A 24,394-nucleotide genomic window follows, 5' to 3' on the forward strand; every position below is an offset into this window, starting at 1 on the left:
GCCAGTAGGATAGGACTTTTTCGGTGTCAAAACCTTCGGGAGTTATAAAAATATAGCCTTTCATTGGACGGTCTCTAAATATAAAATTATTGCTTTTTATTAACTAAGTTAATGTAGCCCTCAAACTAAAATAATTTGGAAGTTATAATATGTTAAAAATTAATAAGCTCCACGAACATTTTTGTGAATCTCATCGTAATAAAGCTTCGATAAATCATGATGTATTTCTTTAGTTAGTTTGCTTAGTTTAGAGGCTTGAGTATTAGAAATGACTTGTTTTGGAGAGCTTGCACCTGGAATAATAGTGCTTACTGCTTTGTGATCTAAAATCCAACGTAATGCAAATTGAACCATAGCTAAATTGTTAGGGAGCATGTTGTTTTCTATAGTATTTACTATGTCAATGCCTTTTTCAAAGGGTACACCAGCGAAGGTTTCTCCAACATTAAAGAGTTCTCCATTTTTGTTATAATTTCTATGATCATTCTCTGCAAACGTGGTGTTTTTTGAAAACTTTCCAGAAAGTAAACCACTTGCTAAAGGTAATCTTACAACAATGCCAACACCTTTATCTTCAGCTTGAGGTAATAATTCTTTTACCAACTTTTGCCTAAAAATATTAAATATGACTTGTAAGGATGTTATTCCTTCTTGCTCTATGCAGAATAAACCTTCTTCCACCGTTTCTATGCTAGCACCAAAATGGTTTATAAGACCTTCTTGTTGCATTTCGCGCAGCCATTCAAAAATATCGCCTTGTTTCAAAATATCAAAAGGAACACAATGTAACTGCAATAAATCTATGCTATCAACCCCAAGACGCTGCAATGAACCTTCAATAGATTGCCTTAATTTATCTTTAGAATATTTATCTGGGTAAACGTTTCCATTTCTCCCAAACTTAGTAGCTATTTTTATAGGCGTGCTATGTTGTTTTATAAAATCACCTATTAATGACTCACTTTTTCCATCTCCATAAACATCCGCTGTATCAAAAAATGTAACTCCATTTTTAATGGCTTCGTTTAAAATATTGAAGCTTTCATCCTTAGATAGGTTTTTACCCCAATCTGCTCCCAATTGCCAGCAGCCCAATCCTATCTCACTTACTTCAAATCCATGGTTTCCTAATTGTCTGTAATTCATTTTTAATTATTTTTTTCCTGTAGCTTAATAAACTACATCATTATTTTTTCTTTTTACTTGCTTTGGCCAAAGGGTTAAAAGCGATGCACAGATCTAACCAATAAGAAAGATCTTTTTCAGAATCAAAACCATCTGGTGTTACAAAAATATACCCTTTCATTGGGCGTCCTGTAAAATCCATTGGGAGGCATTCGGGTTTTTCTAGCTCAGAGAGGTAGACGGTTTCACCAATACGAGCCATGAGTAAACTGTCGCCATATTTTTTATCAATATGAATACCACAAAGCATTTTATTATCAACCTTAAAACACAAACCTCCCATCATTTTTAATTCGCTATAAAATATTTTCTTTTCATGTAGTTGACGGCGGATTCTATCTGCTAAATATTCATCGTAGGCCATAAAACTAGTTTTTAATTTTGTCGATTAGTTTTCTAATTAAATTATATATAAAAGTATTGGTTTTAGCATAATGGAACGAAATAAAACAAGCAACTATCATAAATAGAAGCGCTCCAACAATGGCCTCATAAGGTTCTAAGGATTTGTTTAGGAAACGCTTTAATCCATAACCAGTAAAACTTCCATAGAGCAATATAAAATGAATCACGTAAATGGACAAGGTTTTTTCTCCAATACGTCCTATGATTGACCGTTTTAGATAACGCTCTAAGGCATAAAATAGTCCAAATAGTATAAGCACATTACCAAGTCTAGTAAATAAGTAATTATAATCTGCACTTTGCTGCAATAATTCAATACCTATCAGTGTGGATAGCTCAATTAATAACCATGAAGAACAATAAATTAAAAAACTACCAACTGCAAAAAATGTAATAACTGTAATAGGTTTAAACCGGTTTTTATGGACGTGCCTGAAAAACACTGTGGATATAAAAGCACCAAAAGCAGAGTAACCAAACCACGGTAGGATGGTAAAGACAGAACCATTACTTTTAGTCATATAATTTGCAATAACCAGAGGAACATGCTCTAATGTTATTGTTCTATATAAAGGTTCGGTTACAAAGCAAACACAACCTATTATAAAAAGTAGAATTGAAAAAATATAACTATGCCTTTTTAAAACAACATGTAGGCCTACCAGAAAAATAAGAGACAACCCAATGCATTGTAAAACATCAATAACTAAAAAATATGGGTTAAAATACCCCGTTAACCATCCAAAAATATTAATGCGTAAACTATAGCCGATTCCAATCAGTAAGAGCCCTCTAAATACCCCCTTTTTTATTCTTCCCTTATCATCGCCTTTTGCAAAAGCTCGCAATAGTAAATAAGTAAACACGAGTCCAGATATAGTGAAAAATACGGGAGCAGTTATACCTCTAAAATAAGACCATAAATTATAGATGGTGTTGGTGTTATCTCTATATGATGGAGCTAAAAGAGTATCTATGAAATGCCCTTGTAGCATCATTAAAATAGCAAATGCTCTAACGGCATCGATAAAGTATAAGCGATTAGATTGCTGCATAGTTTAGTTTGGTAGCTATAAATATACTTTTAATTAAATTAAAGAGAATGTTTGTAAAGTGATATATTTATGAAATCATAAGAGTTTAAATGGCTGAATTTATTAAATCATTTTCAAATTATGCTTGGGGATTTCCCCTTGTCGTTTTGCTTATTGGAGGTGGTTTCTATCTTTTAATTTTATCTAAATTTTCACCATTTCGATTTTTAGGACATGCTATTCAAGTACTTAAAGGAACATACGATGATCCTAATGATCCCGGGCAAATATCTCATTTTAAAGCTTTAACAACAGCATTGTCGTCAACCATTGGAATGGGGAATATAGCAGGCGTCGCCGTTGCTATTTCTGTTGGTGGCCCTGGAGCTATGTTTTGGATGTGGGTGAGTGCTCTTGTTGGGATGTCAACCAAGTTTTTTACATCTACATTAGCCATTATGTACAGAGGAAAAGATAGTGCAGGCGAATTGCAAGGTGGCCCCATGTATTTTATTCGAGAAGGTTTAGGGACATCCTGGAGACCTTTGGCAATTATGTTTTGTTTAGTTGGTATGATAGGCGCTTTGCCCGTAGTGAATGTTAATCAGCTTATACAGGCAATAAATGACATTATTCTAATTCCTAATGGCGTAGAGGTAGGGTTTAAAAGTAATTTAATATTAGGACTAATACTTGTGGCTGTAACTTCGGTTATAATTCTAGGAGGACTAAAGCGTATTAGTGACGCAGCATCTAAAATGGTTCCCACGATGGTGTTGCTTTATTTTGCTCTGGTGTTGTTTATTTTGATTAGTAATTATGAGGCTGTACCGAAATATTTTATAATGATTTTTACCGATGCCTTTTCTGCAAGCTTTTATAGTGGAGATGATTTTATGGGAGGTGTTTTAGGAGCGCTAATTCTTTTAGGGGTTCGTCGTGGCGCTTTTTCAAATGAAGCCGGTATTGGTACTGCACCCATGGCACACGGGGCAGCTAAAACCCATGAGCCAGTAAGAGAAGGCTTAGTGGCTATGTTGGGACCCGTTATTGATACACTTATTGTTTGTACTCTAACAGCTTTGGCTATTTTAGTAACGGGCGTTTGGGAATCGACATCAGATAATGGGGTGAGCTTAACTGCGGCTGCTTTTAGTCATGCAATGCCTAAATATGGAAGTTATTTGCTTATGGTTTGTGTGCTCATTTTTAGCATCTCATCTTTGTTTACTTATGCCTATTATGGCGGAAAATGTTTGTCGTTTTTAATAGGGGCGGATAAAAAACACTATTATAACTATATTTATATACTAAGTATTATTTTGGCTGCTACCACACCATTTAGCATGATGCTTAATTTGATTGATGGTGTATTTGCTTTAATGGCTATACCAACCATGCTATCAACTATTATTTTAGCACCAAAAGTGATTCAGGAAATAAAAGTGTATATAAATAGACTAAACTAAACCAAAATATTATGAAAAAAAGTAATGCCAAGACCTATTGGAAGGAAAATATAAGATACGTTCTGCTGCTTTTAGCAATTTGGTTTCTGGTATCCTTTGGTGCAGGGATTTTATTCAAAGATACTTTAAATAATTTTAAAATAGGTGGCTTTAAATTAGGCTTTTGGTTCGCACAACAGGGGTCTATGTATGTATTTGTTGTGCTCATATTCGTGTATGTACGTTTAATGAATAAACTCGATAAAAAACATGGTTATGATGTATAGTTTGTTTGTTGAAGGTATAGGTGTTCAAAACTGGACTTACATTTTGGTGGGCATTACTTTTGCTTTGTATATAGGTATAGCTATTTGGTCCAGAGCTGGGTCTACGAAAGAGTTTTATGTGGCTGGAGGAGGTGTTTCTCCTTTAGCTAATGGCATGGCTACTGCAGCAGATTGGATGAGTGCCGCTTCTTTTATATCGATGGCCGGTATTATTTCATTTGCAGGCTATGATGGCGCCGTTTATTTAATGGGTTGGACCGGTGGTTATGTATTATTAGCTTTATTGTTAGCTCCATATTTACGAAAGTTTGGAAAATTTACGGTTCCAGATTTTATAGGAGATCGGTATTATTCAAAAACAGCTAGAATTGTGGCTGTTTTTTGCGCATTACTTGTGTCGTTTACCTATGTGGCAGGTCAAATGCGAGGTGTTGGCATTGTATTTTCAAGGTTCTTAGAGGTTAATATAAACTCGGGTGTCATCATTGGAATGTTAATCGTTTTATTTTATGCTGTATTAGGGGGGATGAAAGGCATAACATATACACAAGTAGCACAGTATTGTGTGCTCATTTTTGCTTTTATGGTTCCTGCTATTTTTATATCCATTCAAATGACAGGAAATCCAATTCCACAATTGGGTTTTGGAGGTGAATTAGCAGACGGTTCTGGGGTCTATTTACTAGATAAGCTAGATGGATTAAGTACCGAGTTAGGATTTGCAGAGTATACGGAAGGCTCAAAATCTATGATTGATGTGTTTGCTATTACTTTAGCATTAATGGTGGGTACGGCAGGACTTCCTCATGTGATCGTAAGATTCTTTACAGTAAAACGAGTAAAAGATGCCCGAAAATCTGCAGGAATAGCCTTATTACTAATTGTGTTATTGTACTCTACAGCACCAGCAGTAGCTGTTTTTGCTAGAACTAATATGATAGAAACAGTTTCCAATCAACCCTATGATGCCGTTCCGGAATGGTTCAAAAAATGGGAAACTACAGGTTTAATTGGGTTTACTGATAAGAATGAAGATGGTGTTATTCAATATGTCGCAGATAAAAGCAAGAATGAATTGGTTGTTGATAGAGATATTATGGTTTTGGCAAACCCTGAGATTGCTAGTTTACCAGATTGGGTCATTGCTTTGGTAGCTGCAGGAGGTTTAGCTGCAGCATTATCTACTGCGGCAGGTTTGTTATTGGTGATTTCAGCTTCTGTTTCTCACGATTTAATTAAAAAAATAATTAACCCAAAAATTTCTGAAAAAGGGGAGTTGATTGCAGCGCGTTTGTCAGCTGTCGGAGCTGTTTGTGTTGCGGGGTATTTTGGAATTAACCCTCCTGGATTTGTTGCTGCTGTGGTCGCTTTAGCATTTGGTTTGGCCGCAGCGTCGTTTTTCCCTGCCATTATTCTTGGCATTTTTTATAAACGTATGAATAAAGAAGGTGCTATTGCGGGAATGGTTGTAGGTATTACGTCAATGTTGTTATATATGATTAAGTATAAATTGGGTTGGTTTGATGAGGTAGTACCTCATCAAAATGAATGGTGGTTTGGGATATCTCCGGAAGGGTTTGGTTCTATAGCTATGATTCTTAATTTCTTAGTATCCGTAGTCGTTATGAAACTTACACCAGTACCACCAGATGAAGTTCAAGATATAGTTGAGAATATAAGAATTCCAAGTGGAGCCGAAGAAGCGACACATTAATTAATTTATTTGCATTTCAAAAAATGAGAAACAGAAGCGTATTTAGCCTTGTCGTTTTATTTTTAACAGCTACAATTCAGTGTATATATGCTGAAATTAAACTACCAGCAGTAGTATCGTCAAATATGGTATTGCAACGAGATACGACTGTGAAATTATGGGGTTGGGCAGACCCTAACGAAGCAATAAGTATTACAGTTTCATGGTCTAAAGACGTTCTTTTGCTAAAAGCTGATTCAGGAGGTAATTGGTTAGTTGAAACGAAAACGACGAATAGTAAAAAAGCTCAAAATATTTTAATAAAAGGAGAAAACTCTAAAATTGAATTGAAAAATATACTGTTTGGAGAAGTTTGGTTGTGTTCTGGACAATCGAACATGCAACAACCTGTGAAAGGATATTCAGGACAACCTTCTTATGGTTCTTTAATGGCGATAGCCAAGTCTGCTAATTCTAATTTACGATTGTTTAATGTTGATAGAGTGCCCTCAAAAGTACCCTTAATGGATATTGAAAAATATTCGGGTTGGATAGAAGCGTCTCCAGAAAGTGTTCCAGATTTTAGTGCTGTCGCCTATTATTATGGGAAACAATTGCAAGAAATATTGGATGTTCCAGTTGGATTAATAGTAACTTCTTGGGGAGGTAGTACCGTTCAAGCTTGGATAAGTGATGAAGTGCTAAGTAAGTATCAAGAGGTTAATTTAGAAAAAGTTGATCTTAAGAAAAGCCCGCAAAGAACGCCCACCGTATTATTTAATGCAATGATTAGCCCTTTAATCTCATATACTATTAAAGGGGTGTTATGGTATCAAGGTGAATCGAATCTTAAAGAACCAGATTATTATAAAAAGTTATTTCCGGCTATGGTAAAGGATTGGAGAAATAGATGGGGTATCGGTGATTTTCCATTTTACTATGTACAGATAGCCCCTTTCAATTATGGCAATAAAAAAGCGTTCCAAAGCACAGACAATTCGGCCTTTATTAGAGAAGCACAATTGGCATGTTTAGAATTAATTTCAAATTCAGGTATTGCAATCACAATGGATATAGGAGAGGATAAATCTGTTCACCCTCCAAAGAAGAAAGAAGTTGCAGAAAGACTCTTGTTTAACGCTTTAAATCAGACCTATGGATATAAAACTTTAGATTACGCATCACCTATATATGAGTCTATAGAGCATAAGGATTCAGGTTTAGTTTTATCCTTTAAAAATGCAGAAAATGGACTTTATACTTTTGATAAGTTAGAAGGTTTCGAAATAGCTGGTGCAGATAAGGTTTTTTATCCCGCAGAAGCAAAAATCACGAATAGGGGTAATCATGTTTTTGTGAAAAGCGCAAAGGTTGTAAAACCAGTTGCGGTAAGGTATGCATGGCGGAACTGGATAGTAGGAACACTATTTGATGCAAATCTTTTACCAGCATCATCATTTAGAACGGATAACTGGAGTGATGCCACCCATTAGAGGGTTTTTTGTTTGTTTTGTAGATCGTTTTATGTTGTTAAGAGAAAAAGTTTAACCCTTTTTAAATATTTCATTATTTTAGAACGCACATAAAAACTAAACCTTATTACCAAGATTTTAAACTAAAACTATGAGTAACTATCATATAAAACACCTAGAAGAATATTATCAAGTTTATAGAAAATCGGTTAGAGAACCTGAAAATTTTTGGGAAGAAATAGCCGAAGAACATTTTTCTTGGCAAAAAAAATGGGATAATGTTTTAAGTTGGGATTTTTCAAAACCAGAAGTTAAATGGTTTGAAGGGGCACAGTTAAATATTACAGAAAATTGTATTGACAGACATCTATCTACACGCGGAAATAAAACGGCTATTCTTTTTGAACCCAATAGTCCTAGTGAGGAGGCAGAGCATATTACATATAAGCAATTGCATCAACGTGTCTGTAAATTTGCAAATGTTTTAAAATCGGAAGGTGTAAAAAAGGGAGATCGTATATGTATTTATTTGCCCATGATTCCAGAACTTGCTATTTCGGTTTTGGCTTGCGCTAGAATTGGAGCTGTTCATTCTGTGGTTTTTGCTGGATTTTCGTCAACGGCATTGTCAACGCGAATTAATGATAGCGATTGTAAAATGGTAATTACCAGTGATGGGTCTTATCGTGGTGCGAAAACAATTGATTTAAAGGGTATTGTTGATGAAGCTTTAAGGGATTGCCCTTGTGTTAAAACAGTTTTAGTTGTTAACCGAATCAATTTAGATATTCAAATGGAGTCTGGTCGCGATAAATGGGTACAACCTTTACTGGACGAGGCTTATAATGACTGCGTTCCGGAAATAATGAATGCCGAAGACCCTTTATTCATTTTATATACTTCAGGTTCAACAGGCATGCCAAAAGGTATGGTACACACTACCGCAGGATATATGGTACACACAGCTTATACGTTTAAAAATGTATTTCAATATAGAGAAGATGACGTGTATTGGTGTACTGCAGATATAGGATGGATTACGGGGCATAGTTATATTGTTTATGGTCCTCTAGCAAATGGAGCAACATCAATAATGTTTGAAGGTGTTCCTAGTTATCCAGATTTTGGTCGGTTTTGGGAGATTGTTGAAAAACATAAAGTAAATCAGTTTTATACCGCCCCTACAGCTATTAGAGCACTCGCAAAACAAGGTGTAGAGCTTGTTGAAAAATACGACTTATCATCACTAAAAGTATTAGGTTCTGTAGGCGAACCAATAAATGAAGAGGCATGGCATTGGTATAACGACAATATTGGAAAAAAGAAAAGTCCCATTGTAGATACTTGGTGGCAAACCGAAACAGGTGGTATAATGATAACACCAATTCCATTTGTAACACCAACTAAACCTACATACGCCACATTGCCCTTTATTGGAATTCAACCTGCTCTAATGGATGAGAAAGGTAAAGAACTTAAAGGGAATCAGGTAGAGGGACGACTATGTATAAAATTTCCTTGGCCTAGTATGGCAAGAACCATTTGGGGAAATCATGAACGATATAAAGACACGTATTTCTCCGCCTATGAAAACAAATATTTCACTGGAGATGGAGCTTTACGGGATGAAGTGGGCTATTATAGGATTACGGGTAGAGTAGATGATGTTATTATAGTTTCGGGGCATAACCTTGGAACGGCCCCTATAGAAGATGCGGTGAATGAACATCCAGCGGTGGCAGAATCTGCAATTGTAGGTTTTCCGCATGATGTTAAAGGGAGTGCTTTATATGGTTATGTAACTTTAAAAGATACAGGTGAAAGCAGGGATCAGAATAATTTACGTAAAGAAATCAATCAAATTATAACGGAGCATATTGGACCAATAGCTAAACTTGATAAAATTCAGTTCACAAACGGATTGCCCAAAACTCGATCGGGAAAAATTATGAGACGTATTTTGCGCAAAATTGCACATAAAGATACCAATAACCTAGGGGATACAAGTACTCTTTTAAACCCAGAAGTCGTTCAAGATATTATGGATAATGTCCTTTAAGAGTCCAGTGTTTCTTTTTTTTGTAATCAAATGTTGTGCTAATCAATATCATATGTTACAGAAAATGTTGATGTGTTTTCAAGCAGTAAAGAAATTACTTATGTTACACTTGTGGGTACAAATAATATTCCTGGGGCTGTAACTAAGCAGATAGCTGGTCTAGCTTCAGGAGAAGCTTTTCCTGTAGTTTTGATGTGGTTTTAACTCAAGATGTGCCTTCTTAATCCATGCCATATTTTATTAATGTTAATCCTACACCAGATGGTAAAACATGGAGTAAGGTTGATGGTTTGTCAGATGAGTTCGATGGCACTAGCCTTAACGAAACAAAATGGACAAATACAGACCCTAACAGATGGATAGGTAGAGCACCTGGAATTTTTAAGGCAAATACAGTATCTATGGATAATGGTAATTTACAGCTTACTGCTTATGAATTAGATACACCTGAAATAGTTAAGGGCAATACATTTACACATGCAGGATCTAATATTTATTCTAAAAATGCAGCTCAAGTAGGGTATTATTCTGAATGTAGAATGAAAGCGAATAAAACATTTATGTTGTCTACATTTTGGTTAATAAATAATAGGAATGAGGGAAGTGGTTGTGATAGAAGAGTTACAGAATTGGATATTCAGGAATGTGTTGGTCAAGTAACTGGAACTCAGAAATTTGATTCAACAATACATTCAAATACGCATAGTAGACAGGCAGATTGTGCCGAAATTGGGGAAGGCTCTGCAGGTAATAATGCACATATTGGTGGAAAAGTCCAACGGGAATTGAATTTTACTTAGATGGTGAAAAGGTATATACGGTTACTCCAAAAGAAGATTTTGATTTACCCATGTACTTAAGAATGATTGTTGAAACTTATGACTGGAACCCTGTACCAGTTGATGGAGGCATGACGGGTACAGAGAAAGATAGAACAACTTACTATGATTGGGTAAGAACATGGGAATTAAGATAACGTTTTAAGCATGGTTGTTTTTTTATGGTGTTATTTGTTGCTAACATTATGTTCGCAATAAATAACTCCATTTTAGATTTTTTCGTTTGTCTAAACGCGAAAGTGTTTTCAAGAATACGATAGCGGTAATAAGTGCATCTCCACTGGCGGTATGTCTATCTACTTTCGGAACATTAAGCTCAAGACATAAATCATCTAAAGAATAGTGTTTCTTTAAATTTTCTTTATAGATAATATGTTTTGATTTATTAAATAGTGTACCCGTATCAATGAATCTGTTTTTAAGATGACCAAGCCCGTGTCGAGATAATATTTCATTTATCATGGTTCTATCAAAATTGGCATGATGTGCTATTAAAACAGAACTTTTAATATAATCTAAAAATATTTTGATGGCTTCTAATTCAGAAATCCGTTCTACCGGACTACTTTTTATTAATTCATGTATTTCAACCGTTTCTGGATTAAAAACATCTTGTTCTAAATATAACTCTAAACTTTTATTAACAGGTATTGACTTTCCTGTAAACGCAACAGCTCCAACGGAGAGTACGCGATCTTTTTTTCTATCAAAGCCTGTTGTTTCAGTATCGAAAGCGACAAATCGCGTTTCATGAATAGGTGTTTTGTAAAAGTTTTCAAAATGCTCAAGGTAGTCTATCCAGAAATCAGGATAGTCTTTTTTACTTCTATTGAACCACTTAAAAACCATTTACATGAAGTTTTTTAGGTCAAACCTAATTTTAAGGACTTCTTGAATCTCTTGTATAGGTTTAAAACAGCGTCTTAATTTAAGCTTTTCTTCTTTCATTAAGGTTTCCAAATTAATCAGTTTTCCGGAGTTGTTGTTTAATAAACCTTGCTTAGTTTTAAATTTTGTTAGGGCTTTAAAAGCGTAAGAGCAGGATTCATAAAGTTCTCTGTTCTGAGGTTCTAGGTGTGCTAATTTTTCAAAACGCTCAGAGGTATTGTTTACATCTCTGATTTGTTTACTTAAAATAAGTAACCTTGCAGCGTCTACTAGCGGCATAATAGCTCGACTTTTTATATTAAAAAGCTCCTTGTGTTCGCCATCTTGTTCTATTAAAAACTGTCTGAAAAAGCCAAGAGGAGAAGGGCTTTTTATGGCATCACTTCCTAAAAATTTATAAAATAATGTCGTTTCTCCTAATGTTTTATATATAGTATCCGTTAATTTGTTAATAAGCTCCCTGTTCCCATAAACAAAGCTGTAATCAAAAAATATAGAAGATAATAGTACGGCTTTTTCGTCAGGTTTTAAAATCCAATCTTTAAATTGGTTTTGCCACTCAGATAAAGATTTGCACCATTCTGGGTTACTGGCCATCATATCAGCTTCGCAATATTCAAAGCCTATTTTGTTTAATGTTTTTGTAACTAGTCTTGCTAGTTCTAAAAAGTACTTTTGAGTGTCTTCATATTGATTTTCAGGAACATTGTCAAAAACAAGAGCATTATCTTGATCTGTAAATAATAACTGCTCTTTTCGCCCTTGACTACCTAGAGCTAACCAAGAAAAAGAAACTGGTGGGGGCGATGGCATTTTATTTATAGCCAAATCAATAGCTCTTATGCTAACAGCATCGTTTATTTGCGAAACCACATTTATTATATGAGAAATGGGAATGTTTTGTTCCAAATATCGTTTTAATAAACTGTTTGCTTTTAAGCGTGCACCTCGTAATTTTTTAGTGCGCTTTGCACGTTTAATTTCTTTTAAAATTACCGTCGGACTATTTCCTAAGGTAGCTAGAACATCATGATGCGTAAGAACACCAACTAACTTGGAGTTAACCGTACCATCTTTAGTAATGCATAAATGCCCAATATTGTTTTTAATCATTTGTAATTGACCATCGGCAACGGTTAGCCCTTTTTTTCCTGTAATTACAGGTGAAGACATGATGTTTTTAACAGAAGTTTCTATTGGAAATAAACCGGTAGCAATTTTGTTTTTTATATCACTATTTGTAATAATTCCAACAGGCTTATTATCCGAATCAACAACAATAATACACCCAATTTTATGGGTGCACATTTTTTTTGCTGCGGTTTTTAAAGTAGACCGCTCTCCGCATGTTATTGGATTTTTAGTGTAATTGGCGGTTTGAAAATTTACAATATCCTCTGACCGGTTAGGTAGATAATCAACAAAAATTTTATCTGCAACTTCAGAAGTATATGGCGCATAAATATTTGAAGCAAAGGCTGTAATTAGGTACTTTTGAATTTTTGCACTATGGTCAGTGGCAGATTGAAAAGGCGCTACAGGAATGGCGTATACAATCGATTCTTCATTTGCCGTTGCTGTCAATTGATAAGGGTCGTTTGAAATTAGAGGTTGTAATCCAAATACATCACCTTTATCATGAATATTCATAATTTCATGTACCTCGCCTTTTTCATAATGCAAACCAATGGCACCGTCTCTTACAACATAAATGCAATTATGACTTGCCTCTTCTTTTTTAAAAATGGTGTCTCCTTTTTCCAAATAGATAATTGTAACCTCCGTAGCAATAACTATCAAGTTTTTAGGCTTAATCAAGCTAAAAGGCGGATAACGCTTTAAAAAGTCGCCCACGCGTTCTGCAATCGAGTTTTTCATAAACAGGAGAAAAGAGTTCTATTTGCGGCTATTAAATAAGCTTAAAGTCTAACAGAAGTTTGCCTTCTACTGAGGCTTGCAAATGGTCTCCCTTTACATTTAATCCAGCACCACTTGCAGGAGTTCCAGTAAAAATCAAATCACCAGGCTCTAAAGTCATGTATTTCGAAACAAAAGCTATAATTTCACTAAAATTGTAAATCATATCAGAAGTATTACCCACTTGAATTTTTTTGCCATTAATATCTAAATCAAAATTAATATTATTTAAATCAGGGAAATTAGAAACAGCTTGAAAACCTGCTACAGGCGAAGCTCCATCAAAGCCTTTTGCTAACGCCCAAGGTCCTTTAGTTTCTCTACTTTTGGTAAGTACATCTTTAGCAGTGTAATCAATACCAATACCAATTTCACTTATATAAGAAGTTGCCTCATTTTCCGAGATGTTTTTACCCGTTTTACCAATTTTAGCAACTAACTCTACCTCATAAACCAATTCATTAGTAATTGCAGGAAAAGGGATATCCTTGTTGTCTGTGACTAAAGTACTTTCAGCTTTTAAAAATATGAGTTGATGACCTGTTTTTAAGGCTTCAATTTCACTTTTATCATTTACATAATTTTTACCAATACCTATTATTTTCATTACTTTATATTGTTTGAATTGTTATTTTTTTTGAATGCTAAAAGTAAGGAATAAAGCAAATGCTTTAAGTGTTTTTTTATAATTTTTAATGTTGCCACTCTTTGTTGCATTGGTATTTTAAACTGTTTTTTTTTTTTAAAGGTTATAGGATGGTCAAAGGCTTTATAATTACTACTTTTTTTTCTTTTTTAGTAATAGAAACTTTTAAATGTTAAAAATAAGGTGACTACAGTTACTATTATATGTTACAATTAACAATTTCATAGTTTTTTAAGACTATAAATTTTTATGAAAAACATTACCTTTCTAAATTCAAAAAATAGTGCATGCAACATTTAAAGGAAACTTCAAAAAAGAAAGGCAAAACCAAATCCAAAGTAACGATTACGCAAGCCTTTAAAACCATTATTTGGCCAAGGCGAAATTTGGTGTTTATGGGGTTAGTATTAATAGTTATTCGGAGTTTAGCTGGGTTAATTTTACCGTGGCAAAGTAAAGTACTTTTAGATGAGGTTGTACCTAGTAAAGACACATCGCAGTTGTATAATTTGATAGCAATTGTTTTAACAGCCATTTTAATACAAGCTGTTACCTCGTTTGCTTTAACACGAATTTTGAGTGTACAAGCACAGTATTTAATTAGTGAATTACGTGCTCAAGTCCAGAAAAAGGTGTTGTCGCTTCCTATTAGTTTTTTTGATAATACGAAGTCTGGTGCTTTAGTGTCTCGAATTATGAGTGATGTTGAAGGGGTTAGGAACCTTATTGGAACAGGTTTGGTGCAATTGGTTGGTGGAACTTTTACCGCGATTGTATCGTTAATTATACTTATCAAGCTAAACCCATGGATGACACTTTTTGTGTTTGTTCCGCTATCGGTTTTCGGGTATATAGCTCTAAGGGCATTCAAATATATTCGCCCCATTTTTAGAGTACGGGGCAAAATTAACGCTGAGGTGAAAGGAAGGTTAACTGAAACTTTGGCGGGCGTTCGTGTTATTAAAGCGTTTAATGCTGAAGAGCAGGAAAATCATATTTTTGAGAAAGGTGTAGATAAACTGTTTCAAAATGTAAAAAAGAGTTTAACTGCCACAGCATTAATGACAAGCTCTTCTACGTTTTTAATTGGAGTTGCTACTACTGGTATAATGGCCATTGGTGGCTACTATATGATTCAAAGTGAAATGACTTCCGGAGATTTTTTGTTTTTCACACTGGTACTTGGTTTTATGATTGCTCCAATTGTTCAAATGAGCAATATTGGGAGCCAGTTAACCGAGGCTTTGGCAGGTTTAGATAGAACCGAAGAGCTTATGAATATGACTGCAGAGGAAGACAATAAGGAGCGAACCATTCAGTTAGAAAAGTTGAATGGTGATATTGAATTTGATAATGTGTCGTTTTCATATGAAGAAGATAAAGAAGTACTTCATAATATAAATTTTAAAGCACCTGCAGGTTCTGTTACCGCATTGGTTGGAAGTTCAGGGTCAGGAAAATCAACTATAGCTGGTTTATCTGCTACTTTTTTAAATCCAAAATCGGGTAGGGTTACTATCGATAATCAAGATTTATCAAAGGTTAAACTAAGTAGTTATCGAAAGTACTTGGGGGTCGTATTGCAAGATGAATTTTTGTTTGAAGGAACCATTAGAGAAAATATTATGTTTCCAAGACCTAATGCCACGGAAGATGAATTGCAAAGCGCTGTTAAAGCGGCATATGTATCAGAGTTTACAGATCGGTTTGATGAAGGTTTAGAGACTTTAATTGGAGAACGAGGAGTGAAATTATCTGGTGGTCAGCGGCAACGTCTGGCTATTGCACGAGCTATTTTGGCAGACCCTAAAATTATTATTTTAGATGAAGCAACGTCCAATTTAGATACTGAAAGTGAAGCTCTTATTCAGAAGAGTTTGGGCGAGCTGGTAAAAGATAGAACGACCATCGTAATTGCCCATAGGTTAAGTACCATTAGAAAGGCAGATCAAATTTTAGTTATTGAATCTGGTAAAATTGTGGAACGTGGTACGCATGACGATCTTATTACCCAAGGAGGTAGATATTATGATTTATATACTTATCAAGCAAAAATATAATAATGACTGTTACAGACTTAAATACATCAGAATACCATGCGTTTTACGAAACCTATATTAGCAAAGTACCAAAGGATATCGATTTGATAGAAGGTTTTAAAATAGGAGGAGAACAGTTGATTTCGTTTTTTAATCAGATTCCTATAGATAAACTAGAGTACAGGTACGAATTAGGCAAATGGAGCATTAAAGAAGTGCTTCAACATATTATTGATACGGAACGTATTTTTATATATCGATGTTTTAGAATTGCTAGACATGACAAAACAAAATTAACAGGCTTCGAACAAGACGACTACATAGAACCTTCGAGAGCCCATTCAAAATCCATTGAATCTTTGCTAGAGGAATATCAAGTAGTCCGTCAAAACTCCATAGTACTTTTAAAAAGCTTAAGTGAGGCCAATTTAAAATACTTGGGAAACGCAAGTAATACTATGCTCTCTGCTAGAGCAGCTGCTTTTATGACCTTGGGACATGAAATACACCATAGGCATATAGTAAAGGAGAGGTATTTGGTTTAAACGATGTAGCACATCTTAAAACTTATCTTATTTAGCTAAAGCTTATCTTATATAGTACTTTTTACATTCCTTATCAGTGTTTTAGCCAGTGTCTTAGTTTTTTTTGAGCTGGAATTTCAACATGCTTATAGGTCAAATATGATGAGCCGATTATTAATATCAATAGTATAAATAGCCAAAGAATTTTATCCGATAAACCAGGTGTCAAATTAGGGTTTGCTGGTATAAAATATAAATCTAACCACATTAACCAAAGGTATATCCAAAATAGATGGATTAAATAAGTTGAGTAAGAAATATTACCTAAGAAAATCAATGGCTTTGAATTAAGCCATTTATATGGTCTCCCATTGTTCAGCGCAGCACAAAGAATAAAAGCTCCAAAAAATGGAATGACTATAACATCATAAAGGTTAAAATGCAGAACTGATAAAGACCCTAAAAGCATTATATAGAACATCCAATCTTTACTCCAGATTGATTGCTTATGAACCAAAATTGAGTATACCTGATACACAACAATACCTATTGTAAAACCAAAAATACAGCGAAGCGTACCTAATCCATAAAATTCGTCAAGTTTAAATTCTGGGTTCTGATATGCTATAAAAACGAAGCCAAAGAAGGCTAATATTCCAGAGACGATATTCAAATGTTTATGGCCCTTGTTTAATAAAGGAATTAGTCCAATTGCAAGAATGTATGTCCACCATTCTGCAGCAATGGACCACGATCCAACATTCCAAACTGGGCGGTCAATTATTCCTGTAGTTTGCAAAAAAAACAAATGAATAAAGAAATCAGGAATAGATCTACACCATTTCCATTTCTCAGTGGCATAATCCGGGAATAACTGAAACAATACTATAGTTTGCAATACAAAAAGCAGCATAATGAAAACATGTAATGGGTAAAGCCGCGTGAACCGCGCCCATAAATATTTTTTTATAACTTTTCTAGTTCGGTTTTCTAATTTCTTACCATATACATGACAAATTACAAAGCCACTCAGTATAAAAAAAAAGTCGACCCATACATATCCATTAGTTATAATAGATGAATACTTTGTATCAATCAACCGAGGAAACCCTCGTAACATTAACCAAATGTCGTAATGGAATAGTATAACCAATAAAGCTGCTAGTCCTCTTAAAGGAGTAAGAGAGTAAATGTAATTAACAGATTTAGGTTTCATAGTTTGGTTGTTAACTTATTTATCATATCTGTTTACAATTTTACACAAAGTAAAATACTTGAATAAAATTGATAAAAAAGTTGAACTTGTTCAACTAGAAAATTATTTTTCGTTTTTTAAATGGTAATTAAAAATGCGTAGTTAAATTTTGTTTTATGGATGTTAGTTGGTTTGAGAATTTGAGTTAAAAAAATCTGAATAACGTTTGATTATATATCATTTAAACGTATAAATAAGTCAAATCTTGGAAGTTTTCACCCAGAAAGACATAATGTGGGTGTCTTTTAGGTTGTAAAAATGTTAAAATTCTATATTCATTTAAAAGGTTTAATAAACCGATTTAAATCTTTTGAAAAGCGATAATGATTGTATATTCTCTTCTTGAGTAATCCGCTTTATAATTCTCCGGTATGAAAGGGGTCATTCGAATATAATTAAAAACCGGTATTTGTATTAAAGTTGATTGTGTCTATATTATTTTAAAGTTGAGTGTGTCATTATACTGAATTGCTTTTAAAATAATTTCAAATTATGATGTGGCTTATAAAAGTTTAAAATGGAAAAAAGAATAATGAAAACTTTTAATTAATTAGAAATTTTCAACTACCATTCATAAAAATATAGGCGTTAAATTTTTATAAACTTTTTTCTAACTATTTTAGTGTTTATAAGGACGTCTATAAAGTATAAACCACTTGGTAAATTTGAAATATTTATACGCGAATTAATTGTGTTTTTAATAAGACTCCCATTAATACTATATATTTTGACTTCTTTTATAGGTTCTCGGCTATCTATATGAATAAAGTTTTGTGCAGGATTTGGGTATATTTTTGTGGTTACAATTGAGTTGCTCTTTGTATGTAGTGCAATAGGCGTGAATTCCCAGATATCATGATAAACTTCAAAAGGACTAGTACGCCAGCCAGCCCCAACATAGCCTTTTCCGTTAAGCGTAAATGAAAAAGACGCTTTTGCTGAATATTTACAGTCAGGAATCGCAGACCAGATATCGTTTGAAGGGGAATAGCTATAAAACTGTGAGTCATATTCAAACCCATTGTTATTAGAATACGTTCCTAAACCGGTATATCCTATTTCATTTATTACAAAGCTTATCATAGAAGAAGGGGCGCGTGAATATGGGTAATTAGCTATTTGTTCCCAGGAATTATTTTCTGGATTATATTTAAAAAAGTTAGAAGAACTTTCAAGAGCTGAGTTTGTCCCAGAACCAACATAGAACTTATTATTAATGGAAAAATGCGCAGTGTTAAAATAATAAGAACCTCCTGGATAACGGGACTCTTTATCTGTCCAAATAGTTGTATTTGGATCATATGAATACATTTTGCCTAATAATAAGAAATACCCTACGTTATTAAAAGAAAAATTTGGAATAGGAACTGAGCTATGAAATATAAAACTCGGTAAATCAGCTAATTGTGTCCAGGTTTCCGTATTAGGGTTAAATTCGTAAAATACTTTAGAACTTTCATTAGGATCTGAAGGCAAGCCTGGTGCAACAAACGCTCTATCACCTATGGGTAATGCAAATCCATCTTGGTACCCTTTATCTCTCATCCACTCAATAGTCGTAAAGTTCCATGTGTCTGTGTCGGTTTGGTATTTATATAATTTAGCATCAAATGTATCAATAACATAGGCTTTATTATCTATTGTAAATGAGAGGAGATTTATTGAACCAGAAGCAGCGAAATCGTTTTTCTTGTTCCATTCTTGAGCGAAATTTAAGCAAGTACAGAAGAAACAAACTAAAAAAAACTTTCTTTTCATGTCGTATACATTTTGATCAAGTCTAAATATTGTAGGATACAAGTATAATCTTTAATTTTTGCTTTGTATTGAAAATGAGGATGAATATACATATCATCTTTATAAATAGAAAATAAAGCCTATGTTATTGACTAAAATTATCCAAAAGTGTTAAGGGTAATGAAATGTAAAACTAACTGTTAATTAATTGCAGTTTTCTTTTCATAATAAAAAAAACAAGAACAGAGAGAACACCAAAAAACGAAAAACCTATAAATAAGGGTAGAACAGAATCTGTAACAAAACCTCCAATATAGTTAGCTATAGGCACAGCCATTACAGTTGATACGAATCCATTAATTGCTGCACCAATTCCAGCAATATGCCCTAAAGGTTGCATAGCAATAGCTCTTAAATTTCCAAATAGAAAGCCCACTGAAAAAAACTGTGCTGCGAAAAAGCTTAAAAGAATATATATGTTTGGATTATTACCAGACCAATATAAAACGACATAGATAATTGATATCAGTGCGTAGGCGACGGCAGCCACATAGGCAATGTTCCACATGCCATATTTTGTAACTAGTTTACTATTCATAAAGGTTGCTAAGCCTACTGATATGGCTAAACTAGCGAAAATGTAAGGGAACATGTCAGATAACTGATATTGCTCCTGAAATATTTGCTGTGCGGTACTTAAATATACCATAAACGACCCTGTTATAAAACCAGAAACTAATGTAAAAGCAACGGCTTCTTTATACTTAAAAAACTCTTTAGTACCATCTATAAATAAGTGCGATGAAAAGGTAATTCGTTTTTTTACTGGCAAAGTTTCTGGTTGCCGTTGCCAAAACCAAACCATAACGGCTACGCCAAAAATAAGGTTCACATAGAATATGGATTCCCAATTAAAATAAGTAATTAAAAATTGACCAAGTGTGGGAGCCACAACAGGAACTAAAATAAAAAACATAACAACTATAGATACGATTTTCGCCATATAATCACCATTGTAAGAATCTCGAATCATAGACAAGGCTATGCTTCGAGGTGACGATAACCCAATACCTTGCAGAACGCGTCCTAAAATCATCATATTAAAACTCTTGGTACTCACACAAATAACACTTCCAATAATAAAAACAATAAACCCTAAGTAAACAATGGGTTTTCTTCCAAAACTATCGGATAGAGGACCAAATATTAATTGACCAAACCCTAAACCTAAGAAAATCATCGTGATTAGCAATTGGTTGTCTGTGCTGTTCATTACATTCAAATGGTTGCCAATTTCTGGTATAGCTGGTAGTAAAGCATCAATTGATAAGGCTACAATAGACATTAAAGAAGCCATTAAAGCGACAAATTCATACTTAAAGCTCTGAGGTTTTTCCATGCCACAAATTTAAATGAATTAATTCGTGCAAAAACTCTACAGCGATTAATTAATACAATCTTATTATTGCTAAATTTGATGTATAAAACTAATGTATGTATACAAATACTTTAATTAAGATATTTACGAGAGATCTTAATAAGCTAAAGGAAGAAATAGAATTATATAACAAGGAAAGCAATCTATGGGTTTTAGATAAATCTATAACAAATTGTGCAGGTAATTTATGTCTTCACCTAATAGGTAATTTAAATTATTTTATTGGTTCTATTCTTGGCAATACGGGCTATGTAAGACAGAGAGAGCTTGAATTTTCATTAAAGAATGAGCCTAGGGCACGAATGTTAAAAGAAATTGATGATACCATTTTAGTAGTTGAAAAAACTTTATCAAAACTGGGAAGTGATGACCTAGACGCTTTGTATCCTATTGAAGTTTTTAAAGAACCTATGATTACCGAGTATTTTTTGACACATTTGGTGCATCATTTATCCTATCATTTAGGTCAGATTAACTATCACAGACGTTTACTGGATGTCTGAAATGAATCAAGATAACATACAACCCTTACTTGAGTATATTAAAAACTATGTTAGTCTAACAACTCAGGAAGAAGCCTTCTTGTTATCTAAGGTTAGTTATAGAAAATATCTTCGGGGCCAGTATATAGTTCAGCAAGGAGATATCTGTAAACATGAATGTTTTGTTATAAGCGGTTGTACAAAAATGTTTCATGTTGATGAAACAGGGCAGGAGCATATCCTTATGTTTTCCATAGAAGATTGGTGGACCTCAGATATGGGAAGTTTTATAACTCAAACTCCGGCAGATTTTAATGTAATGTGTTTAGAGCCTACAGAACTTGTAATGTTTTCTTATGATATAATTGAAGAATTATATTTAGAAATCCCTAAGTTAGAACGTTTTTTTAGGCAAATAATAGAGAAAGCTTTTGTAGCATCTCAAAAACGTATTGTTAGAAATTTTAGCCTGTCAGCTAAAGACAGGTACGTATATTTTAAAACGCAATATCCCTTAATAGAAAAGCGCATTCCACAATATATGGTGGCTTCTTATCTGGGAATTACAAAAGAGTTCCTTAGTAAGATTAAAAAACACTTGCTGCTAGAAGATTAAAAAGTTAATCTAGTTTAACATTTTTTTGTAATCTATTTTATTTTATTCCGACAGCTTCTTATAGATCTTTGTGGTATAATATTTAAAAGGAAATTTAAAATCAATTAAAAATGAAAAACACATTAAAAAATTCAGTAATTATCGCCCTTTTAGCTTTTTTTACATTATCATTTACAGCTATAGGTGGTGATAAAAAAGAAGTGAAGACAGATAAAAGTAAAGTAGTTTGGAAAGGTTATAAAGTAACAGGTTCTCATGAAGGAACCATCGCAATTAAATCAGGAAACTTGATTTTTGATAATGATAAATTAACTGGAGGTGAGTTTGTTATTGATATGACAACAATTAATGCCACAGATTTAGATGGTGAGTATAAAGGGAAATTAGATGGACATTTAAAGTCTGATGATTTTTTTGGAGTAGAAAAACATCCTACAGCTACTTTAGTATTTACGAAAGTAAAAGCGTCTGGGAAAAATGCTTATCATGTTACGGGAGATATGATTATTAAAGGTAAAACAAATCCTGTTGCTTTCACGATTTCAGTTTATGGTAGTAAAGCTACAGCATCCTTAAAAATAGATAGAACAAAATATGATGTGCGTTACGGATCTACAAGCTTTTTCGATGATTTAAAAGATAAAGCTATTTACGATGAATTTGATTTGGTTGCAGATTTAGAGTTTTAAACGTTAACAAATAAAATTATTAAAAAAAGAGGCTTCTGTTGGGAGGCCTCTTTTTTATTAGAGCTTGATTTTAATTACATTTAAGGCTAATAAAAAAATTAATTTAAAAAAAATATAAAATCTACCACATTTTAAATAAATATTGTTTACAATTTCTAGTCATGTTTTTTTGCGTTTCAATCTTTGGACAAGACTTTACAAGGTTTGTTGATTCTGCAGATGCAAATATTGATTATAGCTCGAAAAAAGCATTAAAGTTTCTAGATTCTGTGCCATCTCCTTTGGAAAAATCTATCAAAGGAAGAATTGCAGATTATTACGCTTTGAAGTCGATTATTTATGATGAATTCGAGGACTATCCTACTTCTTATCAATATAATATACTTGCGTTTGAATATGCTGAAAAAGAATTGAATTATGAAACTGCCGGAGCATCGGCTTTAGAATTATTTAGGAACATATACTTTACGAAAAAGGATACTATTGCTTTTAAATACCTTGAAAAGGCAAGGCAGTATTATAGTCTTGCTGACTACATGTATGGAGAACTTGAAGTTTGGCAAACTGAGGCATATGTTAAGTATGTGAATGGAGATTATCGAACTTGCTGTAGCATGCTAATTGATAAGCTTAATGATTATAAAGGAGCCAAAGAAGATGGTTATTATCATATGTTTGCATTGTATCTAATTACTTCAAGTTATATTCATCTTGCAGATTTTAAGAACGCCCATTTGTATGTTAATAGTTTTCAAGAGTTATTAAATAATCCAACTGTGGTGCCATATAATTATTACTCCTTTAAATCGTCTTTGGATCTTTGTTTTGTTGAAGCTTATTTTAAGAAGAATAAGTTAGACTCGGTTCAGAAATACTTACATAAATCCGGAGCACTAACCAATTATATGGGTAAGGATACAAAGCGAGATTTTTATGAATTGAGCTCTGAATATTATTTAAGCATTGACGATTTACCAAAATCAAAAACTTTTTTGGATTCTCTGAAAATGTTTGAGGATAAAATGTTTAACAATGTTATTGAATCGGGTTTTGATATTAATCATAGGTTACTGCATGCCAAAGAGAAGCTTGAAGTAACGAGTAATGAGAATCATGCTAAAACAATTTGGGTGACACTGCTTGTAGGAGTTTTAATTATTCTTTTCGTTTTAGGAATATTTTATTTTAAAAGGCAAAAACGTAAGATTTTAGATTATAATAATCAAAAAACCAGTTTAAAATACCTTAAAAGTAATCATGAAAAATTGCAGGTTAAGGTGAAAGGTTTAGAGGACTATATTGGAGAGGTAAAGCGAGAAGTTAAAGCTATTAGTGTTGTTGATGAGGTAAATGAACAACGTAGTAAAATAAAGGAGCTCTATAAGAATGTACGTTTAGATTCGTCGACAGTGTTATCAAAAAAGGAAAATCATTTAGAGCTTATAAATGATTTAAATGTTGCTTTTTTTAGTAAACTATCAGAACGATTCCCGCAACTTTCAGATTCTGAGATAATTATATGTTATTATTTATACACCGAGTTTAAAAGTAAAGAAATAGCTGTTTTTTTAGGAACTTCAACACGGGCTATTGAAAGCAAACGCTATAGAATTAGAAAGAAGCTGAATATTCAAAAACGGGAAATGGGTATGTTTGAATTTTTGAGTGAAGCTTTAAAAGGTGATATTTAAGATAAATAGGGCATAAGGCCAATGTGCGTAGTTAGTGAGTATGCGTATAA

23 protein-coding genes are annotated in these 24,394 nt (G+C 33.5%); 14 read left to right on the forward strand and 9 right to left on the reverse strand.

The features are described 5' to 3' along the window. Positions 1-159 precede the first annotated feature (159 nt). From Q0857_RS15130 to Q0857_RS15140, 3 genes are read right to left on the reverse strand one after another with little or no spacing between them, the layout of a single operon-like run. On the reverse strand, positions 160-1,146 hold the full coding sequence (locus Q0857_RS15130; protein WP_298537077.1) for an aldo/keto reductase: 987 nt from the start codon (positions 1,144-1,146) through the stop codon (positions 160-162). Between the two features lie 40 nt (positions 1,147-1,186). Beyond that, a complete protein-coding gene (locus Q0857_RS15135) occupies positions 1,187-1,549 on the reverse strand; it encodes an RNA methyltransferase (protein ID WP_298537078.1) in 363 nt (120 codons plus the stop codon). Positions 1,550-1,553: 4 nt separating this feature from the next. After that, positions 1,554-2,645 carry a heparan-alpha-glucosaminide N-acetyltransferase domain-containing protein gene (locus tag Q0857_RS15140; protein ID WP_298537081.1) on the reverse strand — a complete coding sequence of 364 codons (1,092 nt, stop codon included), beginning with the start codon at positions 2,643-2,645 and terminating at the stop codon, positions 1,554-1,556. Positions 2,646-2,734: 89 nt separating this feature from the next. Between Q0857_RS15140 and Q0857_RS15145 the strand changes: the two genes are divergently transcribed. From Q0857_RS15145 to Q0857_RS15180, 8 genes are all read left to right on the forward strand, one after another. Beyond that, positions 2,735-4,093, forward strand: a complete 1,359-nt coding sequence (locus tag Q0857_RS15145) for a sodium:alanine symporter family protein (RefSeq protein ID WP_298537086.1) — start codon at positions 2,735-2,737, stop codon at positions 4,091-4,093. A gap of 11 nt (positions 4,094-4,104) precedes the next feature. After that, on the forward strand, positions 4,105-4,359 hold the full coding sequence (locus tag Q0857_RS15150; protein WP_298537090.1) for a DUF4212 domain-containing protein: 255 nt from the start codon (positions 4,105-4,107) through the stop codon (positions 4,357-4,359). A gap of 16 nt (positions 4,360-4,375) precedes the next feature. Beyond that, positions 4,376-6,073: a sodium:solute symporter family protein gene (locus tag Q0857_RS15155; protein ID WP_298537619.1), complete on the forward strand. Its 1,698-nt coding sequence runs from the start codon at positions 4,376-4,378 to the stop codon at positions 6,071-6,073. A gap of 23 nt (positions 6,074-6,096) precedes the next feature. Next, on the forward strand, positions 6,097-7,545 hold the full coding sequence (locus Q0857_RS15160) for a sialate O-acetylesterase (protein ID WP_298537094.1): 1,449 nt from the start codon (positions 6,097-6,099) through the stop codon (positions 7,543-7,545). Between the two features lie 130 nt (positions 7,546-7,675). Continuing rightward, a complete protein-coding gene (gene acs, locus Q0857_RS15165; RefSeq protein WP_298537097.1) occupies positions 7,676-9,583 on the forward strand; it encodes an acetate--CoA ligase in 1,908 nt (635 codons plus the stop codon). A 72-nt stretch (positions 9,584-9,655) separates the two neighbouring features. Then, complete coding sequence (locus Q0857_RS15170; RefSeq protein WP_298537100.1) at positions 9,656-9,787, forward strand: hypothetical protein; 132 nt, start codon at positions 9,656-9,658, stop codon at positions 9,785-9,787. A 23-nt stretch (positions 9,788-9,810) separates the two neighbouring features. Continuing rightward, the gene (locus tag Q0857_RS15175) at positions 9,811-10,383 is read left to right on the forward strand and encodes a family 16 glycosylhydrolase (RefSeq protein WP_298537102.1); all 573 of its coding nucleotides are present in this window, start codon (positions 9,811-9,813) and stop codon (positions 10,381-10,383) included. Between the two features lie 50 nt (positions 10,384-10,433). Further along, positions 10,434-10,559 carry a hypothetical protein gene (locus tag Q0857_RS15180; protein WP_298537105.1) on the forward strand — a complete coding sequence of 42 codons (126 nt, stop codon included), beginning with the start codon at positions 10,434-10,436 and terminating at the stop codon, positions 10,557-10,559. A gap of 46 nt (positions 10,560-10,605) precedes the next feature. Here Q0857_RS15180 and Q0857_RS15185 read toward each other — a convergent pair whose 3' ends face one another. The 3 genes from Q0857_RS15185 to Q0857_RS15195 are packed head-to-tail and all read right to left on the reverse strand — an operon-like array spanning position 10,606 to position 13,834. Continuing rightward, a complete protein-coding gene (locus Q0857_RS15185; RefSeq protein ID WP_298537108.1) occupies positions 10,606-11,271 on the reverse strand; it encodes a 3'-5' exonuclease in 666 nt (221 codons plus the stop codon). Then, positions 11,272-13,188: a DUF294 nucleotidyltransferase-like domain-containing protein gene (locus tag Q0857_RS15190; RefSeq protein ID WP_298537111.1), complete on the reverse strand. Its 1,917-nt coding sequence runs from the start codon at positions 13,186-13,188 to the stop codon at positions 11,272-11,274. It lies immediately after the preceding gene. A gap of 31 nt (positions 13,189-13,219) precedes the next feature. After that, positions 13,220-13,834 carry a fumarylacetoacetate hydrolase family protein gene (locus Q0857_RS15195; RefSeq protein WP_298537114.1) on the reverse strand — a complete coding sequence of 205 codons (615 nt, stop codon included), beginning with the start codon at positions 13,832-13,834 and terminating at the stop codon, positions 13,220-13,222. A 326-nt stretch (positions 13,835-14,160) separates the two neighbouring features. On the opposite strand from Q0857_RS15195, the gene Q0857_RS15200 reads away from it, so the two are divergent. Both Q0857_RS15200 and Q0857_RS15205 read left to right on the forward strand, forming a co-directional pair. Next, a complete protein-coding gene (locus Q0857_RS15200; protein WP_298537116.1) occupies positions 14,161-15,933 on the forward strand; it encodes an ABC transporter ATP-binding protein in 1,773 nt (590 codons plus the stop codon). Positions 15,934-15,935: 2 nt separating this feature from the next. Continuing rightward, positions 15,936-16,457 (forward strand): DinB family protein, encoded by a 522-nt coding sequence (locus Q0857_RS15205; RefSeq protein ID WP_298537119.1) that lies wholly within the window; start codon positions 15,936-15,938, stop codon positions 16,455-16,457. A gap of 73 nt (positions 16,458-16,530) precedes the next feature. On the opposite strand, the gene Q0857_RS15210 is transcribed toward Q0857_RS15205, so the two are convergent. The 3 genes from Q0857_RS15210 to Q0857_RS15220 all read right to left on the reverse strand — a co-directional run bounded on the left by Q0857_RS15210 (position 16,531) and on the right by Q0857_RS15220 (position 20,827). After that, positions 16,531-17,652 carry an acyltransferase gene (locus Q0857_RS15210; protein ID WP_298537122.1) on the reverse strand — a complete coding sequence of 374 codons (1,122 nt, stop codon included), beginning with the start codon at positions 17,650-17,652 and terminating at the stop codon, positions 16,531-16,533. 627 nt (positions 17,653-18,279) lie between these two features. Beyond that, positions 18,280-19,449 carry a T9SS type A sorting domain-containing protein gene (locus tag Q0857_RS15215; RefSeq protein WP_298537125.1) on the reverse strand — a complete coding sequence of 390 codons (1,170 nt, stop codon included), beginning with the start codon at positions 19,447-19,449 and terminating at the stop codon, positions 18,280-18,282. Positions 19,450-19,621: 172 nt separating this feature from the next. Then, positions 19,622-20,827 carry a multidrug effflux MFS transporter gene (locus tag Q0857_RS15220; protein WP_298537128.1) on the reverse strand — a complete coding sequence of 402 codons (1,206 nt, stop codon included), beginning with the start codon at positions 20,825-20,827 and terminating at the stop codon, positions 19,622-19,624. A gap of 95 nt (positions 20,828-20,922) precedes the next feature. On the opposite strand from Q0857_RS15220, the gene Q0857_RS15225 reads away from it, so the two are divergent. The 4 genes from Q0857_RS15225 to Q0857_RS15240 all read left to right on the forward strand — a co-directional run bounded on the left by Q0857_RS15225 (position 20,923) and on the right by Q0857_RS15240 (position 24,344). Beyond that, positions 20,923-21,369, forward strand: coding sequence for a DUF1572 family protein (locus Q0857_RS15225; RefSeq protein ID WP_298537131.1), 447 nt, complete (start codon positions 20,923-20,925; stop codon positions 21,367-21,369). Then, complete coding sequence (locus tag Q0857_RS15230; protein ID WP_298537134.1) at positions 21,362-21,964, forward strand: Crp/Fnr family transcriptional regulator; 603 nt, start codon at positions 21,362-21,364, stop codon at positions 21,962-21,964. Before Q0857_RS15225 ends, Q0857_RS15230 begins: the two co-directional genes overlap by 8 nt. Before the next feature lie 110 nt (positions 21,965-22,074). Beyond that, the gene (locus Q0857_RS15235; RefSeq protein WP_298537137.1) at positions 22,075-22,653 is read left to right on the forward strand and encodes a YceI family protein; all 579 of its coding nucleotides are present in this window, start codon (positions 22,075-22,077) and stop codon (positions 22,651-22,653) included. 161 nt (positions 22,654-22,814) lie between these two features. Next, entirely contained in the window at positions 22,815-24,344 is a 1,530-nt protein-coding gene (locus Q0857_RS15240; protein ID WP_298537139.1) for a hypothetical protein, read from the forward strand. The last annotated feature ends 50 nt before the right edge of the window (positions 24,345-24,394 follow it).

Origin of the sequence: uncultured Algibacter sp., assembly GCF_947495925.1 — a bacterium.
GTDB lineage: Bacteria > Bacteroidota > Bacteroidia > Flavobacteriales > Flavobacteriaceae > Algibacter_E.